General features: G+C 74.0%; 13 protein-coding genes and 1 tRNA gene. 9 read left to right on the top strand and 5 right to left on the bottom strand.

All coding sequences use genetic code 11. The annotated features are described in order from the left end of the window. The first annotated feature begins 730 nt into the window (after window positions 1-730). The 7 genes from IF23_RS30890 to IF23_RS0104115 all read left to right on the top strand — a co-directional run bounded on the left by IF23_RS30890 (window position 731) and on the right by IF23_RS0104115 (window position 6,017). Complete coding sequence (locus IF23_RS30890; protein ID WP_030279848.1) at window positions 731-2,659, top strand: sensor histidine kinase; 1,929 nt, start codon at window positions 731-733, stop codon at window positions 2,657-2,659. Continuing rightward, window positions 2,649-3,122, top strand: a complete 474-nt coding sequence (locus IF23_RS0104140; protein WP_245654875.1) for a roadblock/LC7 domain-containing protein — start codon at window positions 2,649-2,651, stop codon at window positions 3,120-3,122. Before IF23_RS30890 ends, IF23_RS0104140 begins: the two co-directional genes overlap by 11 nt. Window positions 3,123-3,124: 2 nt before the next feature. Continuing rightward, entirely contained in the window at window positions 3,125-3,520 is a 396-nt protein-coding gene (locus tag IF23_RS0104135; RefSeq protein ID WP_030279844.1) for a DUF742 domain-containing protein, read from the top strand. Continuing rightward, on the top strand, window positions 3,498-4,115 hold the full coding sequence (locus IF23_RS0104130) for a GTP-binding protein (protein WP_030279842.1): 618 nt from the start codon (window positions 3,498-3,500) through the stop codon (window positions 4,113-4,115). The genes IF23_RS0104135 and IF23_RS0104130 overlap by 23 nt, the downstream gene beginning before the upstream one ends. Beyond that, the gene (locus IF23_RS0104125; RefSeq protein ID WP_030279840.1) at window positions 4,112-4,693 is read left to right on the top strand and encodes a GAF domain-containing protein; all 582 of its coding nucleotides are present in this window, start codon (window positions 4,112-4,114) and stop codon (window positions 4,691-4,693) included. Before IF23_RS0104130 ends, IF23_RS0104125 begins: the two co-directional genes overlap by 4 nt. Before the next feature lie 180 nt (window positions 4,694-4,873). Next, window positions 4,874-5,797 (top strand): alpha/beta fold hydrolase, encoded by a 924-nt coding sequence (locus IF23_RS0104120; protein WP_030279838.1) that lies wholly within the window; start codon window positions 4,874-4,876, stop codon window positions 5,795-5,797. Window positions 5,798-5,943: 146 nt separating this feature from the next. Beyond that, a tRNA-Pro gene (locus IF23_RS0104115) sits at window positions 5,944-6,017 on the top strand. On the opposite strand, the gene IF23_RS35555 is transcribed toward IF23_RS0104115, so the two are convergent. The 5 genes from IF23_RS35555 to IF23_RS0104085 form a co-directional block, all read right to left on the bottom strand. Then, window positions 5,983-6,858, bottom strand: coding sequence for a zinc-binding dehydrogenase (locus tag IF23_RS35555; RefSeq protein WP_425423795.1), 876 nt, complete (start codon window positions 6,856-6,858; stop codon window positions 5,983-5,985). The genes IF23_RS0104115 and IF23_RS35555 overlap by 35 nt on opposite strands. A gap of 222 nt (window positions 6,859-7,080) precedes the next feature. Beyond that, window positions 7,081-10,074, bottom strand: coding sequence for a helix-turn-helix transcriptional regulator (locus tag IF23_RS33900; RefSeq protein ID WP_030279827.1), 2,994 nt, complete (start codon window positions 10,072-10,074; stop codon window positions 7,081-7,083). Between the two features lie 102 nt (window positions 10,075-10,176). Further along, window positions 10,177-11,052, bottom strand: a complete 876-nt coding sequence (locus tag IF23_RS34580) for a LuxR C-terminal-related transcriptional regulator (RefSeq protein ID WP_051739182.1) — start codon at window positions 11,050-11,052, stop codon at window positions 10,177-10,179. Beyond that, window positions 11,049-12,068 (bottom strand): 2-phospho-L-lactate transferase CofD family protein, encoded by a 1,020-nt coding sequence (locus tag IF23_RS0104090; RefSeq protein ID WP_051739181.1) that lies wholly within the window; start codon window positions 12,066-12,068, stop codon window positions 11,049-11,051. Before IF23_RS0104090 ends, IF23_RS34580 begins: the two co-directional genes overlap by 4 nt. Before the next feature lie 20 nt (window positions 12,069-12,088). After that, window positions 12,089-13,315 carry an AMP-binding protein gene (locus IF23_RS0104085; protein WP_030279821.1) on the bottom strand — a complete coding sequence of 409 codons (1,227 nt, stop codon included), beginning with the start codon at window positions 13,313-13,315 and terminating at the stop codon, window positions 12,089-12,091. Window positions 13,316-13,473: 158 nt separating this feature from the next. On the opposite strand from IF23_RS0104085, the gene IF23_RS0104080 reads away from it, so the two are divergent. Both IF23_RS0104080 and IF23_RS0104075 read left to right on the top strand, forming a co-directional pair. After that, on the top strand, window positions 13,474-14,205 hold the full coding sequence (locus tag IF23_RS0104080) for a response regulator transcription factor (RefSeq protein WP_030279819.1): 732 nt from the start codon (window positions 13,474-13,476) through the stop codon (window positions 14,203-14,205). Between the two features lie 19 nt (window positions 14,206-14,224). Further along, on the top strand, window positions 14,225-15,949 hold the full coding sequence (locus IF23_RS0104075; protein ID WP_051739179.1) for a GAF domain-containing sensor histidine kinase: 1,725 nt from the start codon (window positions 14,225-14,227) through the stop codon (window positions 15,947-15,949). The last annotated feature ends 185 nt before the right edge of the window (window positions 15,950-16,134 follow it).

Below are 16,134 nucleotides of genomic sequence, written 5' to 3'. Positions count from 1 at the left end.
CAGCGCCGATGGTACTGCAGAGGGGACTCTGTGGGAGAGTAGGACGCCGCCGAACAATTTTTAGCTCCGGTCCCCGGAAACCAGTGATGGTTTCCGGGGGCCGGAGCATTTTTGCGTTCAAAACCTTTTCAGAACCTTCCCGGGCACGCCGCAAGTGATGGCGCACGAGGTCGCGAGAGGCCGATGGAGGCTCCCGAGAGCCCCGTACGGCCCCTGGCTCGGTTCGCCGCCAGTTCGCGCCCCGTAACCCCGCCTTGAGCCCCGTAAATACGCCGTGGCATTTCCGGCTGCCGGGCGTCCGGATGCTGCGGTCCGCGGCATCGGGGGTGTTCGATCACCGCAGGATTACCCCGTTCGACCGGAGTTCGAGTAACCGCGGGATTCGGTTACCGAGCGTCACGTCACTCTTCCGGGTGGTGTTTCGGGGTGTTGCTCGGTGGTGGAGCGGCCTTTCCGGGGTGTCGTCGTCGGCGGTCACGCTCTGCGTGCGGAGGCCAGATGTAAGCCCCGCAAGGGCTGTGAGCGCCTTTTCGGGGTGGTCACCGTAAGGAATGTTTCCACTGCCCTTATGGGAACGGTCATTCGTTCGGATTCGGGTGGGTGTGCGGGTGGTGCCCTCGTAAGGAGGTGGCGGGGGGTGGCGAAAGGGGCAAGGTGGTCCGGACCCCACCCGGAGAACAACTACCGTGCGTGCTTTGTGAACTGCTGACGGTCACTACCGGAGGGCACGATGCCTACCGCACTTCCCCAGGGGCACCCGACGTCCCAGGAAACGGGGTCCCAGGAACCCGAACCTTCCCCGGGGACCGCCGCCGTACCCACCGGGGCGCGACGGCGGGACCGCGAAGGGGGCCGACACGGGCGGGCGGCCTTCCGGGGCTCGGCCGCCGATGCGGTGATACGGGCCAGGTGGGTCCGTATCGCCGTGGTGCCCTGCGCCGTTGCCACCGCGGTCTGCGCGGCGGCCGTTGTCTGCCTCGTCCAGACCGGCGCCGCCACGCTCTCCGGGCGCGCCTGGCCGGTGCTGGTCGCCGGGCTGGTGCTGGTCTGCGGGGTCGCCGTCGCCGCGGGCGCCGCGGCCAACGGCGAGGCGCGCGCCACCGCGGGCCGCTGCGCCGAGGTGCGCCGCCTCAGCGCCCGTAACCAGGCGGAGCTTCAAGCGCTCGTCGAACGGGTGCGCAAAGGCGAGCGCCTCGAACACCCGGGGCCCGAGCCGGAGTCGGCGGGCGGGGACGCGCTCGATCTGCTCGCCCACGAGATGGCGGTGGCCGCGCACACCGCCTCGGTCGCCGTCGTCGAGGCGGTCGATCTCACCCGGAGCGCCGCCGCGGGGGAGCAGAAGGTCGAGGTCTTCGTGAACCTCGCCCGGCGCCTGCAGTCCCTGGTGCACCGCGAGATCGAGTTGCTGGACGACCTGGAGAACCACGTCGAGGACCCGGACCTGCTCAAGGGCCTGTTCCACGTCGACCATCTCGCCACCCGCACCCGGCGGCACGCGGAGAACCTCGCCGTGCTCGGCGGCGCGATCTCGCGCCGTCAGTGGAGCCGTCCGGTCGCCATGACGGAGGTGCTGCGGTCGGCCATCGCGGAGGTCGAGCAGTACCCGCGGATCAAGCTCGTCCCGCAGATCGAGGGGACGCTGCGCGGCCACGCCGTCGCCGATGTCATCCATCTCCTCGCCGAACTCGTCGAGAACGCGTCGGTCTACTCCGACCCGCAGACCCACGTCCTGCTCCGCGCCCAACTCGTCACCTCCGGGCTCGCCGTCGAGGTCGAGGACCGGGGTCTGGGCATGACGCCGGACGAGCGGACGCGGATGAACGGGTTGCTCGCCGACCCGGAACACGTCGACATGGACGCGCTGCTGGCCGACGGCCGGATCGGGCTGTTCGTCGTCTCGTCGCTGGCCCGGCGGCACGGCATCGCGGTGCGGCTGGAGAGCAACATCTACGGCGGGGTGCAGGCCGTCCTGGTTCTGCCCCGGGAGCTGCTCGGACCGGAGTGCCAGGACACCGGGGTGCTCGACGACGGTGCGCCCGACGCCCACGGGGACGCGCCGCTCGGGCCGTCCGACGGGGAGCGCACCGCCGCTGCCGGGTCCGGCGCGGACCGCGGGTACGCCGCGGGCGGTCCGGAGCAGCTGTATCCCGCCGCGTCGGAGGCGCTGCCCGGACCGGCCATCCCGGCGGCCCGTGCCCCGCTCTCCGGGCCGGGGGCGGCGCCCCGTGCGGGAGCACCGAGACAGGTGCCGTCGCCCGGTGACGCCCCGTCCGCGGGGAGTGCCGAGCCCGCCGGAGCGGACCCGGACGCCCACGGAGCGTCCGCCGAGGAACGGGGCGGCGGGCCCCGGCCCCTGCTGCCGCGGCGGCGGCGCCAGGAGCACCTGGTGCCCGAATTGCGCGGTGAACCGATCCTGCGGCACCCCGACGACCGCGCCGGACCCGAACCGGAGCACGACCCGGGCCTGATGGCCGCGTTCCGGCGGGGCATCAGCCTCTCCGACGACGCCTTCGAGGCCGGGCACTCGGCCGGGGGCGACGCCTTCCGCCCCACCCTGAGCCCGGCCTTCGACGGGCCGGACCCCACCGACCCCCGCCCCACCGACCCCGAGGCCCCGACGGCCCGCCCCCGAGGAGACGAGCCCCATCATGGTGAGTGATCTGCACACACCGACCCACGCGCCCGCGCACACGCCGGTGCCCCCTCCGCTGCACGCCGGTCCGCAGCCGGACCTCTCCTGGCTGCTGACCGGTCTCGTCCAGCGCGTCCCGCACGCCCGCAGCGCGCTGCTGCTCTCCTCCGACGGGCTGGTCAAGGCCGCCCACGGTTTCGACCCGGACAGCGCCGACCATCTGGCGGCCCTCTCCTGCGGCCTCTACTCGCTGGCCCGCAGCGCCGGGGTCCGCTTCGGCGAGGGGGACGACGTCCTCCAGGTCGTCGTCGAGCTGGAGTCGACGTTCCTCTTCGTCTCCACCGCCGGGTCCGGCACCTGTCTGGCCGTCATCGCCGGTCGGGAGGCCGATGTGGCGGTCCTCGGCTACGAGATGGGGATGCTGGTCAAGAGCGTCCGCCCGTACCTGATCACCCCCGCGCGGCGGCAGTCTCCGGCGGGTGGACGCTGAGGATGGCGCTGTGCCACCGCAGCCGCGACGGCGGCCGGGAGCCCGCGTGGTACGACGACGCGGCGGGCCGTCTGGTCCGCCCGTACACCGTCAGCAACGGACGGACCCGGCCCACCGCCCCGTTCGATCTGCTGACGCTGGTCCGGGCGACCGGGCGGCGGGCCGAGGCGCAGGGGCCGGAGCACGCCCGGGCGCTGGCGCTGTGCCGGGTGCCGGTCTCCGTCGCGGAGGTCGCCGGTCAGCTGCGGCTGCCCGTCGTGGTCACCAAGGTGCTCCTGGCCGACCTCGTCGACTGCGGTGCGCTCACCGCCCACGCCCCCGCGACCGCGGGACCCGCACCCCGGACCGACCGAGCACTTCTGGAGGCGGTGCTGCATGGACTGCGCACCCGACTGTGAATCCCTGGCCCCGACCGACGGCGGGGCCGCCTTCCCGACCGCCGTGAAAGTCCTGGTCGCGGGCGGCTTCGGGGTCGGCAAGACCACCTTCGTCGGGGCGGTCAGCGAGATCGAACCGCTCAGCACCGAGGAGCTGCTCACCCAGATCAGCGTCGGGCACGACGATCTGCTCGGTGTCGAGGACAAGGACACCACCACCGTCGCCATGGACTTCGGCCGGATCACCCTCGACCGGTCGCACATCCTCTACCTGTTCGGGACGCCCGGTCAGGAGCGGTTCTGGTTCATGTGGGACGAGCTGTCGAACGGCGCGCTCGGTGCGGTGGTCCTCGCCGACACCCGGCGGCTGGACCACTGCTTCGCCGCCGTCGACTTCTTCGAACGCCGGGCCATCCCGTTCGTCGTCGCCGTCAACGAGTTCGAGGGCTCGCACCACTACGCCCCCGAGGAGGTGCGCACCGCCGTCGACCTCGGGCCCGATGTGCCCGTCGTGGTCTGCGACGCCCGGCGGTGCGGCTCGGCCACGCACGTCCTGGTCGCACTCGTCCAGCATCTGCTCACGCCGGTGCCCGCCGCGACCTGGGAGCTGCCGTGACCCGGCCCACCGCGTACGACCAGAACCGGCATCTGCTGCGAACCCCGGTGGACACCGAGGCGCCGCGGCGGGCGGCCCGGCTGCGGGAGTTGGGGCTCGGCGACGCCCCGGTGCCGGCCTTCGACACCTACGCCCACGAGGTGGCCCGGACACTGAAGGCGCCGTACGGGGTGGTGAACCTCCTCGGCGAGGAGCGGCAGTACCTCGCCGGGCTCCACACCCCGCCGCGCGGCCGGGTGCCGGGGGCGCCGCGGGGCTGCGGCGGCGATCTGCGGGTGCTGCCCCGCGACCGCGGCTACTGCCCGCACGTCGTCGTCCGCCGCAAGGCGCTGGCCCTGGAGGACGTCCGCGACTTCCCGCGGTTCGCCGGGAATCCGATCGTCGACGAGTCCGGCATCCGCGCCTACCTGGGAGCGCCGCTGCTCGACCGTACGGGGTTGGCGCTGGGCACGGTCAGCGTGGTCGATCTCGAACCGCGGTCGTGGGGGAAGGAGGGGCTGGCGGCGATCAAGAAGGCGGCGTACGTGCTGGCCGCCCGGATCCAGCGGCGGGAGGACGGGTTGACCGCCGGTTTCTGAGGCGGGCGGTTCCGGGCCGTCCGGCGCGCCCCGGCGGCCCGGCCCTTGGCGGGGCGCCGTCCGGGAGGGGAGAGTGGCGACCGGTGGGGCTCCGGTCGGTGGGCGCAATCCGGCGCGGGCGTCCCGCCGATGCGGCCGCCACCCGGGCGGCCTCCGCCCGCACCCAGGAGACGATGCCCCATGCAGGCCCCTCAGCCGGAGTTCCACGAGGCCCCCGACGGCGCCCGGATCGCCGCGTACACCTGGCTGCCGGAGACCGGGCAGCCCCGGGCCCTGGTCCAGATCGCGCACGGCGCGGCGGAACACGCCCGCCGCTACGACCGGTTCGCCCGCTTCCTGACCGCCCGCGGCTTCGGCGTCCTCGCCTCCGACCACCGCGGGCACGGCGCCACCGCCGCGTCGACCGGTGGCCTCGGGGTGGTGGGGGAGGACGCCTGGCGGGCGATCGTCACCGACCTCAAGCGCCTCGGTGACCACGCCGCCGCCGAGCACCCCGGCGTCCCGCTGGTGCTGTTCGGCCACAGCCTCGGCTCGATGCTCGCCCGCGACTACGCCCAGGAGTACGGCGCCGATCTCGCCGGGCTGATCCTCTGCGGGACGTTCCGGACCCTGCCCGGCATGGAACTCGACTCCACCATCGCGGAGTTGGAGGCCGAGATCGCGGAGCGGGGCCGCACCGCGCCGTCCGGTTTCCTGCCGCGCGCCTTCAGCTCCTTCAACGACGCCTTCACCCACCGCACCGGCTTCGAATGGCTCACCCGGGACGACGCCGAGGTCGACCGGTACGCCGCCGACGAGCAGTGCGGCTTCCCGTTCTGCGCCGGGCTCGCCCTGGACTGGCTGCAGGCGGTCCGCAAGGTCAACGACCCGGCGCACCTCGCCCGGATGCCCCGCGGGCTGCCGGTCCATCTCGTGGTCGGTGCCGAGGACCCCTGCAACCAGCGGCTGACGCAGGTGAGCGAGATGCTGGAGGACTACCGCTACCACGGTGTCCAGGACCTGACCTGGCGCGCGTACCCGGGTGCCCGGCACGAGATCCTCCACGAGACCAACCGTGACGAGGTCCAGCGCGACCTGCTGGCCTGGCTGGACGCCCGGGTCTGAGCGACCGGAGTCCCGCGGTCCGCCGGGCGGCCGCCCCGGTGGCCCGCCCGGGCGTGCGCTCCCGTCCGGATTGTGGCAACGCGCACCCTCTGACATGCGGTATTGTTCTCGTGCGCGGTCAGCCGGGGAACCGGCCGGGCGAGCATCGGGACGTGGCGCAGCTTGGTAGCGCACTTGACTGGGGGTCAAGGGGTCGCAGGTTCAAATCCTGTCGTCCCGACAGTTGTCGGAGAGCCCGCCGATCCGGGGAGACCTGGATCGGCGGGCTTTTCCGTGTGCGGCCGCCCGGGGCGGCTTACCGGAACGTCACCACGGCTTTGGTCACCTTGCCGTGGTGCGCGAGGTCGACGGCTTCGTTGATGCGGTCGACGGGGAAGACCTCGACCAGCCGGTCGAAGGGGAACCTCCCCTCGCGGTACAGCGCGATCAGCCGCGGGATGAAGGTGTGCGGATCGGCGTCGCCCTCGATGACGCCGACGAGCCGCCGCCCGAAGAGCAGAGGGCCCTGGTCGAGGGTGAGGTCGTTCTCCGGGGCCCTGGAGGCCGACCGGAGCGCAGACGCCGGGCGAGGCCAGGCACTCCAGGGCCTGGCGGACCATCTGTCCGAAGCCGATGCACTCCACGGAGTGGTCCGCGCCGTGGCCGGTGATACGGCGGATCGCCTCGACGGGGTCCTCGTGGGTGGGGGCGATGACATGGGTGGCGCGTTGCAGGAACGGGCCGAGGAGCGGGGCGGGCGTCCTTCGTGTGGCCGGTCGCGTCGGGGACGCCCGGCGGACGGCGGTGCACCGGGTGGAGGAGCGGGGCGCCGTAGCGGGCGAAGGGGTGCAGCGCCTCCAGGAGGTGTTCGGTGCCGGTGACGGAGAGGCCGCGGCGCGGTTCGTACGCCGTGGGCGGCGCGTTGGTGCCGAGACCTCCTCGGCGTAGCGGCTGCCGGGGGCGGCCCGCGCCCGGTCCGGCGCGCCCGCCTCCCCCGAACCGGGGTGGCGGCGCTCGACGATGCGGGAGGTGCGGTCGGCGAGCAGCACGCTGGAGCGGGTGCCGGAGAGGTCGTGGGGCATCCGGCTCAGCGCCGGGGACGCCGCGTCGGACAACCGGCTGCGCCGGTCCACGCCCGCGAGTGAGGGCTCGCGCACCTCCATCCCGGGGTCCAGCCCGTTGAGCCGGGCCCGTTTCCAGGCCAGGGCGATCTCCGGACGGACCGTAGCGGTCCGGTCAGCGGCCACGGCGTTCACCACCGGTGGCCGGGAGGCCCGCGGTTCCTGTAGCCAGCTGTCCGGACCTCACCGCGTGGCGGAGTCCTGGCCCTGCGGTGCGGGGCCGTTCGCCGCATGGGCGAGCGGTGTGGCGCGGGCGCGGAGCAGGGCCGTGAGGTCGGTGCGGCGCTTGATGTGGAGCTTGCGGTAGACGCGGGTCAGATGCTGTTCGACGGTGCTGACGGTGATGTAGAGACGGGCCGCTATCTGGCGGTTGCTGTGGCCACGGGCGGCGAGTTCGGCGACCCGGCCCTCCGCGTCGCTGAGGCTCGCCCGCAACAGGGACTCACCCTCCGACCGGCCGCCGTGCGCGGAGCGCGCCGCCGGGACGAACGGCTGCTGCCGCGGCGTACGGGACGCGGCAGCGGCAGCGGCAGCGGCGGCGCGCGCGGGCGGGGGAGTGGCGGTGCGGGTGGGCGGCGCCGCCGTGCGGCCGGGGTGGGCGCCGGTGCGCTGCGCGGATGGTGTCGCGGACCGGCCGCCCGGTGCCGCCCCGACCCGCTTCGACGGAACTTCCTGACGCGCTGTCATGGTGTGCCTCTCTCCCAACGTCCCCAGCCCTTTCCCCTGCTCGATTCCGTCCAGTTCCCGCAGCACGGCCGCCCGGTCCCGCAGCGCCCCGCACTCCGCGAACGCCTCCGCGGTCCGCGCCAGCAGCGCGGCGCGCTCCTCCTTCGGGGCGCAGGCGGCGAGCGCCCGCAGCGCCTCACCGCGCGCCCGCGCCTGGAGTTCGGTGCACCGCTCCAGCTGCGCCCGGGCCAGCGCGCGGGCGCGGTCCCGCTCGCCGAGTGCCAGGCACGCCCAGGCGGCCTCGCTGCGCCACGCCACCAGCGCGGGCACGTCCATCTCCCACTCCGTCATCCGGGCGCCGATGGCGGTGAACTCGTCCAGCGCCGCCTGCGGCTGCCCCGTGGCGAGGAGGTGGCGGCCGCGGGCGCACAGGTAGTGCAGCCCGATCGGCGTCTCCAGGAGCGTGTCCGGCACCGGGACCCGCAGCGCCCGCCGCGCGATCTCCAGCTGCCCGGAGGCGATCCCCGCCTGGATCAGGGTGCCCAGCGGCATCCCGATGCCCACCCCCCAGCTGTCCTGCGAGGTCGTCGACAGCGCGGTGTGCGCCAGCTGGATGGCGTCCGCCAACGCGCCGCGCCGCAGGGCGAGTTCGGCCCGCGCGGCGGTGAACAGCGCCTGCCAGTTCTGCGCCGGGATCCGCTGCGCCTCGGCGGCCAGCCGTCGGCAGGCCGCGTCCGCGGGCTCCAGCCGGTCCGAGTAGAGCAGCGTGATCAGCGCGGAGAGCAGCACCGCGAAGCTGCGTTCGTTGAGCCGGTACCGGCCCAGCAGCCGCTCCGCCTCGTCGGCGAGATCGGTGTCGGGGCCGGTGCCGCTGAGGCGGCTCAGCAGGACCGCTCCCTGGACCTCCGGGCTCAGCGGGTCGGTGAACGGCGTCGCGGGCGCCGGGCCCTCCGGTACGTCGACCGGCTCCCAGCGGCCCGTCGCCGTCGGGTAGCCGAGCCGCAGCCACTGGAGCGACGCCTGGACGTGGGCCGCCGCGCCCGGGGCGTACACCTCCGGTGCGGCGTTGATCCGCTGGAGCCCGGCGACGGCCGACTCCACGTCCGCCAGCCAGAGCGGGACGGCGGCGGGCGCGCCCTCGTCCGTCCCCTGCGGGGCGTCGGGGGCGGGCGCCAGCGCGGGCAGGCCACGGACGGCGGCGCACGGGTCGGTCCGCCACTCGATGTCGAAGAGGGTGGCCGTGATGGCGGCCCGCAGCTTCTCGTCGGACGGCTCCAGCTCCAGGGCGCGCATCAGACAGTCGTGCGCCAGATCCGGCTCACCGCCGCGCAGCGCGGTACGGGCGGCCTCGTCGAGGATCTCCGCCGCCCAGTCGCCGTCCGGTACGGGCGAGGCGGCCAGCAGCTGGCGGGCGATGGTGACGGGCGCGGCGCCGCCGCGGTAGAGCACCTCGGCGACCCGGCCGCGCAGTTCGGCCTGTTTCGCCGGTGCCGTGTTGTCCAGCACCGCGGCGCGCGCCTTCGCGTGCCGGAAGCGGCTGCCCGACAGCACCCCGGCGCTGTTGAGGGTGTTGACCGTACGCATCAGTGCGGTGGTGTCGACACCGGCCAGCTGGGTCAGGACCCGGGTGCTCGGCGGGTCGTCGAGGAGGGCGATGTGCCGGGCCAGCGCCTGCGCCTCGGCGCCGCAGCGGTGCAGACACGACAGGACGGCCGCGGTGTACCCGGAGTCGACCGCCGGGGTGCCGTCCGCCGGGTCCGCCCACCGGTTGTCGGCGATCAGCCCGTGGATCTGGAGCGGGTTGCCCGCCGTGATGTCGTAACAGGAGTCGGAGAGCCGTTCGGAGGCCGCCGCGCCCAGGTGTTCGGTCAGCAGATCGCGGACGGCGGGACGGGACAGCGGTCGCAGCCGCAGCCGCCGGGAGTGCGGTTCCAGGGGCAGTTCCGCCTGGAGCGCGGCCTGCGCCCACGGACGGTCGGGCGCCTCGCCCAGGACGATCAGCACCGGCTTCGTGCCGAGCCGCCGGACCACCGCCGCCAGACACTGGAGGGAGACCGCGTCGGCGTGCTGGAAGTCGTCGATGCCGAGGACGACCGGGCCGGGCAGCCGCTCGACGGCGTCCAGCAGCGGCAGACAGAGGGAGTTGACGACCTGCGCCGACAGCGGCAGCGAACCGTCCGCGCCCGCCGCGTCGCATAGCTGCCCGCCGTCCGGCAGCGCGGGCTCACCGCCGCCGGGCAGCAGCGCGGCAGCGCCACGGAAGAGCTGAGCCCACACACCGAACGGCACCAGGTGCTCGGTGCGCGACGCGGTCGCGCCCAGGTAGGTGCCGCCGCCGTGGGTGACCTGGCGGGCGAAGGTGCGCAGCAGCTCGGACTTGCCGCAGCCGGTCGGACCCGAGAGGAAGGCGAACCGCGCCGGGCCCGGTCGGTCGTCCGTCAGCAGCTGGTGGAGCACCGCGAGATCGCCCGCGCGCTCCTGCAGGGAGGGGAAGACGGCCTGACCGTTCATCGCTGCTCATTCGGTGGGTGCGGAGAACCGGGGTATTCCTTCACATTTCTTCCTGGACATCCTGGCGGCGGACCTGTGCCGAGCCGGGCGCCGGGGCGGCGCTCACAGCGGGATTCCCAGCTCACGGGCGCGGGCGATGGCCTCGACGCGGTTGCGGGCGTTCAGCTTCTGCAGCACGTTCTGCAGATAGCTCTTGACGGTGTTGCGGGAGATGTACATCGCGGAGGCGATCTCCGGGTTGCTCTGGCCGAGCGCGACCCGGCGCAGCACCTCGTGCTCGCGGGGGGTGACGAACCCGTCCACGGCGGACGCGGCCGGTTGCCGGGCCGGTGCCTCGGCGGGACGCTCGGCCGCCGTCGCGGCCGTCACCCGCTCGACGGCGATGCCGTACCGCGCGACCGGCGCCGCCCAGTCCGGATGGCAGGTCAGCAACGCGATCCGGGAGAGGCCCAGCGCCGTCAGCATCTCGGCGACCACCCGGCTGCCGTTCTCCCGCTCCGCCCGGTACTGCGCGCCCGCCACCGACGACCGGCGCCGGGCACAGCTGTCGAGGGTGCCGACGGCACCGAAGTCCCGGCCGGTCTGCCGCAGGTAGAGCAGGACCCCACCGGCGTCGTGCACGGTACGGATGGTCTGCTGGAGCCGCGCCGCGCAGTCGCAGTGCAGGGCGCCCAGCACCTGGCCGCTGAGGCATTCGCTGTGCACCCCGACCAGCGGCACCCGGCCGCCCTCCGCCGGGGGCCCGCCGAAGCCGAGCGCCACGTGCTCACCGCCGTGCGACAGACCGCTGAAGGTGACCGACGTACCGACCGCGGTGCCGCCGCCCTTCAGACCGACCTGCAGATCACCGGTGGCCCGCACCCGTGGCCGGGGCGGCGTCGTGGGCAGCGGACGCTCCCGCTCACGCTCCCCGCGCGGCCGTACGTCCGGCCGCTGCCGCGCCGTGGCCGCCGGGTTCTCCGGGCTGACGAGGGTCATCGCCGCACGCCCCCGATCGCTGCGCCGCGGAGCGGACGACCGGCGTTCACCGTGTCGAGCACGGCGTCCGCCAGCGACCTCGGGACCCGGCCGCCGCGCGCCAGCGTCGGCGTGACCAGCACCTCCGGGCCCAACGCCCGGATCGCCTCCGCCTCCTGGGCGTCCGCGCTGTCCAGCACGTAGACGTCGCACACATCGCGGATCAGCTCGGCCGCGCCGGTGGCGGTGGCGGCCACGCCCCGTGACTCCATGAGGCGTTGCCTGCTGTCCGCCCGTCGCGCCTCACCCGGATCCTCGAACGGCACCCGGCTGACGGTCGGGGTGACCGCCACCACCGGACAGCGCACCTCCCGCAGCGCCTCCCGTATGCCGGGCACCGCCAGCACCGGGCCGAGGCTCGCGACCGGGTTGCTCGGGCCCAGGACGACCAGATCGGCGGCGTCCAGCGCGTCCAGCACACCGGGCGCCGGGCGGGCGGCGGAGATCCCGGCGTACGTCACCTCGTGCACCCGGGGGGCCGCGGCGTCGCGCACCAGGAACTCCTGGTAGCTGCGGCGCTCGCCGTCCGTACACAACAGCTGGGTGCCGACGGGCTGTTCGGTGGCGGGCAGCACCCGGCAGCGCAGGCCCATGCCCGCCGCGAGCCGCCGGGTCACCTCGGCCAGCCCCACGCCCTCGCGCAGCCAGGAGGTGCGCAGCAGATGGGTGGCGAGATCGGTGTCACCGAGGTTGAACCACACCTCGTTGCCCAGCTCCCGCATGGTCTCCATGCACCGCCAGGTCTCGCCCTTGGTGCCCCAGCCGCGCTCCACGTCCTGCCGCCCGCCGAGCGCGTACAGCGTGGTGTCGAGGTCCGGGCAGACCCGCACGCCGTGCGCCCAGAGATCGTCCCCGGTGTTGACCACCAGGGTCAGCGGGGACGGCAGCCCCGGCGTCCCCGCGTCCAGTGCCTCGTTCAGGGTGAGCCACAGGCGCGATGCGCCGATGCCGCCGCCGATACCCACAACGTTGACCATGTCACTCCGCCTCAGCGCGCTCATTCACCGACCGCCGGGCAGCCGGCGGCTCTCAAGGACGACAGCAGGTCGGCGCGGAATCCCACCGACCGGATCTCACATGATCTTCCCGGTACCCCGCCCCGCGCCGCAGAGCGGCCCACCACGTGGACGCGGGCTAACCGGGCACCGGGCCGACGCCCCCCGTCCGGACCGGTCCGCCCGCCCGTCGCCCGCCGCGTGGGGGCGCCGCGCTCCCGCTTACGGCGCCGCGCCTGGGCGGACGCCAGCACCGGGGCGACGGTCTCCTGCATGCCGTACAGCTGGAGCAGCGAGACCTGGAACCGCTTCTCGAACGAGGTGGTCCGCTCCTCGGACACCTTCTGCGTGGCGATCACCGCCCGCAGCCCGTGCGCGGTGTCCCAGGCGCTCTCCTCCCGGGCCAGCAGCATGCACAGCGGCGCGGGGAGCAGTCCGGCCAGTGTCGCCTCCAGCGCGGTGGCCTGGCCCGCCCAGCGCGCCGCGGTGAAACCCGGCGTCAGCGCTATCGAACCGCCGCTGACCAGCGCCGACATCGACGCGTACTGCTGGGAGTTGCCGCGGAACAGCGGCAGCACGATCAGCTGCCGGTCCTCCGGGCGCATCCGCAGCCGCCCGGCGATGTTCCGCCCGGCCCCCAGATACGCGGCGTGGCTGAGCGGCACCTCCTCGGCGGGGCCCGGGCCCGACGCGGCGTGCAGCATCCCGAGGAGGTCGTGCGGACCGGGGCCCGGACCGTCCTGCTCGGGGTCCCACGGCGCGTCGGACTGCGCATCGCGCGCCGTCTCGAACGCGTCGTGGCCGTCCCCGCCGACGACCAGCAGATGCCGGCAGTCCGGCGCCTGGACGCAGGCGCGCACCGCGGTGTCCCGCAACGACGCCTGGGTGACGCTGACATGGCTGCGCGAGCGGGCGAGCAGATACCCCAACTCGTCCGGGGTGTGCAGCGGATCGCTCGGGACGAGCACGGCGCCCATCCGGGCCGCGCCGAACCACAGGTCGTAGAACTCCGGGCAGTTGGCCGTGTGCACATTGAGCCGGTCACCGAGGCGCAGCCCGAGCGAGCGCAGCAGCCGCGCCGTCCGGGTCGCCCGTGCGTCCATCTCGGCCCAGCTGACCGACAGTCGGCCGCCCTCCGGGGTCTCGGCGACGAGGAAGGTCCTCGCGCCGTGGCGGGCGGCTCCCTGTGCCAGTGCGGCGGCGACGGTGTCCGCGGTTCTCGTACTCACGGTGGAGACTCTTGTGCGGCCACCTCACTTCGTCCGCAACGGTTCATCAAATATTGCTTAACTGCTCGCTCAAGGTGATCGCGTGGTGACGCGAAGGGGTGAACAATGAGATCATCGACACCCCGCGCAGTGCGGTTCGATCGATGCGGGGAGGCACTTTGCCGAGCAGCGGCACACATGCTCACGTCCTGGTGGTGGACGACGACGAGGATGTCCGGACGCTGGCCAGATGGCAGCTGGAGTCCGAGGGTTTCGAGGTGGTGACGGCCGCCGACGGTCAGGCGGCGCTCGACGCCGTCGCGGACGGACGGCCCGATGTCGTGCTGCTCGACCTCACCCTCCCGCTCGTCGCGGGCCTGGACGTCCTCACCCACATCCGGCGCCGCTCCGCCGACCTCCCCGTGATCGTCGTCTCCGGCCGGTCCGGCGAGACGGACCGCATCATCGGCCTCGACCTCGGCGCCGACGACTACGTGGTCAAGCCCTTCTCCCCGGCGGAACTGGCCGCCCGGGTCCGCTCGGTGCTGCGCCGCAGCCGCCGCGCGGAGCCCGCACCCACGGCGCCCGCGCCGGAACCGGTGACCGTGCCCGCGCCGCCCCGGGGCGGTCTCGTCATCGACCGGGCGACGCGGACGGTCACGGTGCGCGGCGACGCGGTGGAGCTGACGGCCCGCGAGTTCGACCTGCTGGCCTTCCTCGCCGCCTCGCCCCGCCACGTCTACACCCGCGACCAACTCCTCGAACACGTCTGGCAGTCCTCCAGCGACTGGCAGGAGCCGGCCACCGTGACCCAGCACGTGCACCGGCTGCGACGCAAGCTGGAACGCGACCCCGACCGCCCGCACTGGCTGCGTACGGTCCGCGGTGTCGGCTACCGCTTCGAGCCCTGAAAAACCCCCAGAAGGTGTCATGTTGCGCGAATTCGACCGGCGTGCCTCCCTCGGTACGGGCCCGGACACCGAGGCCATCCCGCAGCTCCTCGTCCACCACGCCCAGGTGCTGGAGATGATGGCGGAGGGCGCGCCGCTACGGCCCGTCCTCGACGCCGTCACCGGCGCGCTGGAGGACCTGCTGCCCGGGACGCGGTGCTCGGTGCTGCTCCTCGACGAACGCTCCGGGCGGCTGCACCACGGTGCGGCGCCCAGCATGCCGCAGGAGTACATCGAGGAGATCGACGGCATGGACACCGGCCCCTGCGCGGGCTCGTGCGGCACCGCCGCGTACACCGCGGTGCCGGTCGTCGTGCCGGACATCCACCGCAGCGTCCTGTGGGACGCCTTCCGCCCGGCCGCCGCCATCGCCGGGGTCCGGGCCTGCTGGTCGACGCCCATCCCCGGCAAGGACGGCCAGGTCCTCGGCACGTTCGCGGTCTACCACGACGACCCGCACACCCCCACCGAGTACGAACGCCATCTCGTCGAGCGCTTCACCCACCTCGCCGCCGTCGCCATCGACCACGACCGGCTCTTCGGCAGCCTGGCGCAGAGCGAGGAACGCTTCCGCCGCGCCTTCGACGACAACGCCGCCGGGATGGCGCTGCTCGGCCTCGACGGGCGGCTGCTGCGGGTCAACCGCTCCCTGTGCGCCCTGCTGCGGCGGGAGGCGTCCGACCTGGTCGGGCGGTGTTTCCAGGATCTGGTGCAGTCCGAGGACCGCGCCTCGCTGCTGCACGGCGTGGCCGCCGAGACCGGCGAACGCCACCGCTTCGAACTCCGCTTCCACCGCCCCGACGCCGAGCCGATCGTCACCTCGACCACGTACTCCGGCGTCCGCGACGCCTACGGCAACATCGCCTCCTGGTGCGTCAACCTCGTCGACGAGACCGACCGCAAGGCCGCCGAGGAGGAGCGGCGGGCGCGCGCCGAGGCGGAGATCGCCCAGCGCCACGCCGAGGAGAACAGCCGCACCAAGTCGCAGTTCCTGACCGCGCTGGGCCACGAGATCCGCACCCCGCTGCACGCCGTCGTCGGCTTCGGCGAGATGCTCCGCTCCGGCTCCCTCACCCCGGAGCGCAGCACCGAGGCGCTGGATCGGATGGGCTCCGCCGCGGGCCATCTGGTCGATCTCGTCGACGACCTCAGCGACGTCGCCGCCATCGAGGCCCGCGCGCTGCGGCTGCGGGCCGAGCCGGTGCCCGTCGGACCGCTCCTCGCCGATGTCCACGGGCTGCTGACCACCGCGGCGGACGAGGCGTCGGTGACCTTCGGCGTCGAGCTGCCGCCGGGCGACCCGGCCGTCACCGGCGACGAACGGCGGCTGCGGCAGGTGCTGCTGAACCTCGCCACCAACGCCATCAAGTACAACCACCCCGGCGGCCGCGTCGTCCTGGGCACCGCACCGGCCGACGGCGACCGCCTCGACCTGATCGTCACCGACGACGGACCCGGTATCCCCCGCCACCTCCAGCACCGGCTGTTCGTCCCGTTCGACCGGCTGGGCGCCGAACGCGGCCGGAACCCGGGCTCGGGCCTCGGCCTGCACGTCACCAAGGGACTCGTCGACGGCATGGGCGGGGAACTCACCATCGAGAGCGGCGGACCGGCCCCCGGCACCGTCGCCCGCGTCACCCTGCCCACCCCCGACGGCACCGCCGCCCGGCCGTCCGGTGACCGTTCCGCACCCCGGGAGGCATGACCGGACGGAACGGGCCAATCCCCTGCGTACGCCCCGCAACGCCCGTTCCCCGTAACGGAATTACGCGTACACTTCGCGGCGGCAGCGGCGCGGCGCACCTGGTGCGCCCGCTGCACGGGCCGCCGGGTCAGCCCCGGCGCGCCGGGGCCGGGCGGGCCCGCCACCGCAGTCCCATCAGAATCGAC

The organism is Streptomyces catenulae (genome assembly GCF_000718015.1).
Classification (GTDB): domain Bacteria; phylum Actinomycetota; class Actinomycetes; order Streptomycetales; family Streptomycetaceae; genus Streptomyces; species Streptomyces catenulae.
This window is presented reverse-complemented; position numbering and strand designations above follow the sequence as displayed.

Coding starts and splice junctions, on each gene's coding strand:
- IF23_RS34580 (WP_051739182.1), bottom strand. CDS start 11,052: ATGACCCTCGTCAGCCCGGAGAACCCGGCGGCCACGGCGCGGCAGCGG.
- IF23_RS0104090 (WP_051739181.1), bottom strand. CDS start 12,068: ATGGTCAACGTTGTGGGTATCGGCGGCGGCATCGGCGCATCGCGCCTG.
- IF23_RS35555 (WP_425423795.1), bottom strand. CDS start 6,858: ATGCCCCACGACCTCTCCGGCACCCGCTCCAGCGTGCTGCTCGCCGAC.
- IF23_RS0104075 (WP_051739179.1), top strand. CDS start 14,225: ATGTTGCGCGAATTCGACCGGCGTGCCTCCCTCGGTACGGGCCCGGAC.
- IF23_RS30890 (WP_030279848.1), top strand. CDS start 731: ATGCCTACCGCACTTCCCCAGGGGCACCCGACGTCCCAGGAAACGGGG.
- IF23_RS0104130 (WP_030279842.1), top strand. CDS start 3,498: ATGGACTGCGCACCCGACTGTGAATCCCTGGCCCCGACCGACGGCGGG.
- IF23_RS0104120 (WP_030279838.1), top strand. CDS start 4,874: ATGCAGGCCCCTCAGCCGGAGTTCCACGAGGCCCCCGACGGCGCCCGG.
- IF23_RS33900 (WP_030279827.1), bottom strand. CDS start 10,074: ATGAACGGTCAGGCCGTCTTCCCCTCCCTGCAGGAGCGCGCGGGCGAT.
- IF23_RS0104140 (WP_245654875.1), top strand. CDS start 2,649: ATGGTGAGTGATCTGCACACACCGACCCACGCGCCCGCGCACACGCCG.
- IF23_RS0104135 (WP_030279844.1), top strand. CDS start 3,125: ATGGCGCTGTGCCACCGCAGCCGCGACGGCGGCCGGGAGCCCGCGTGG.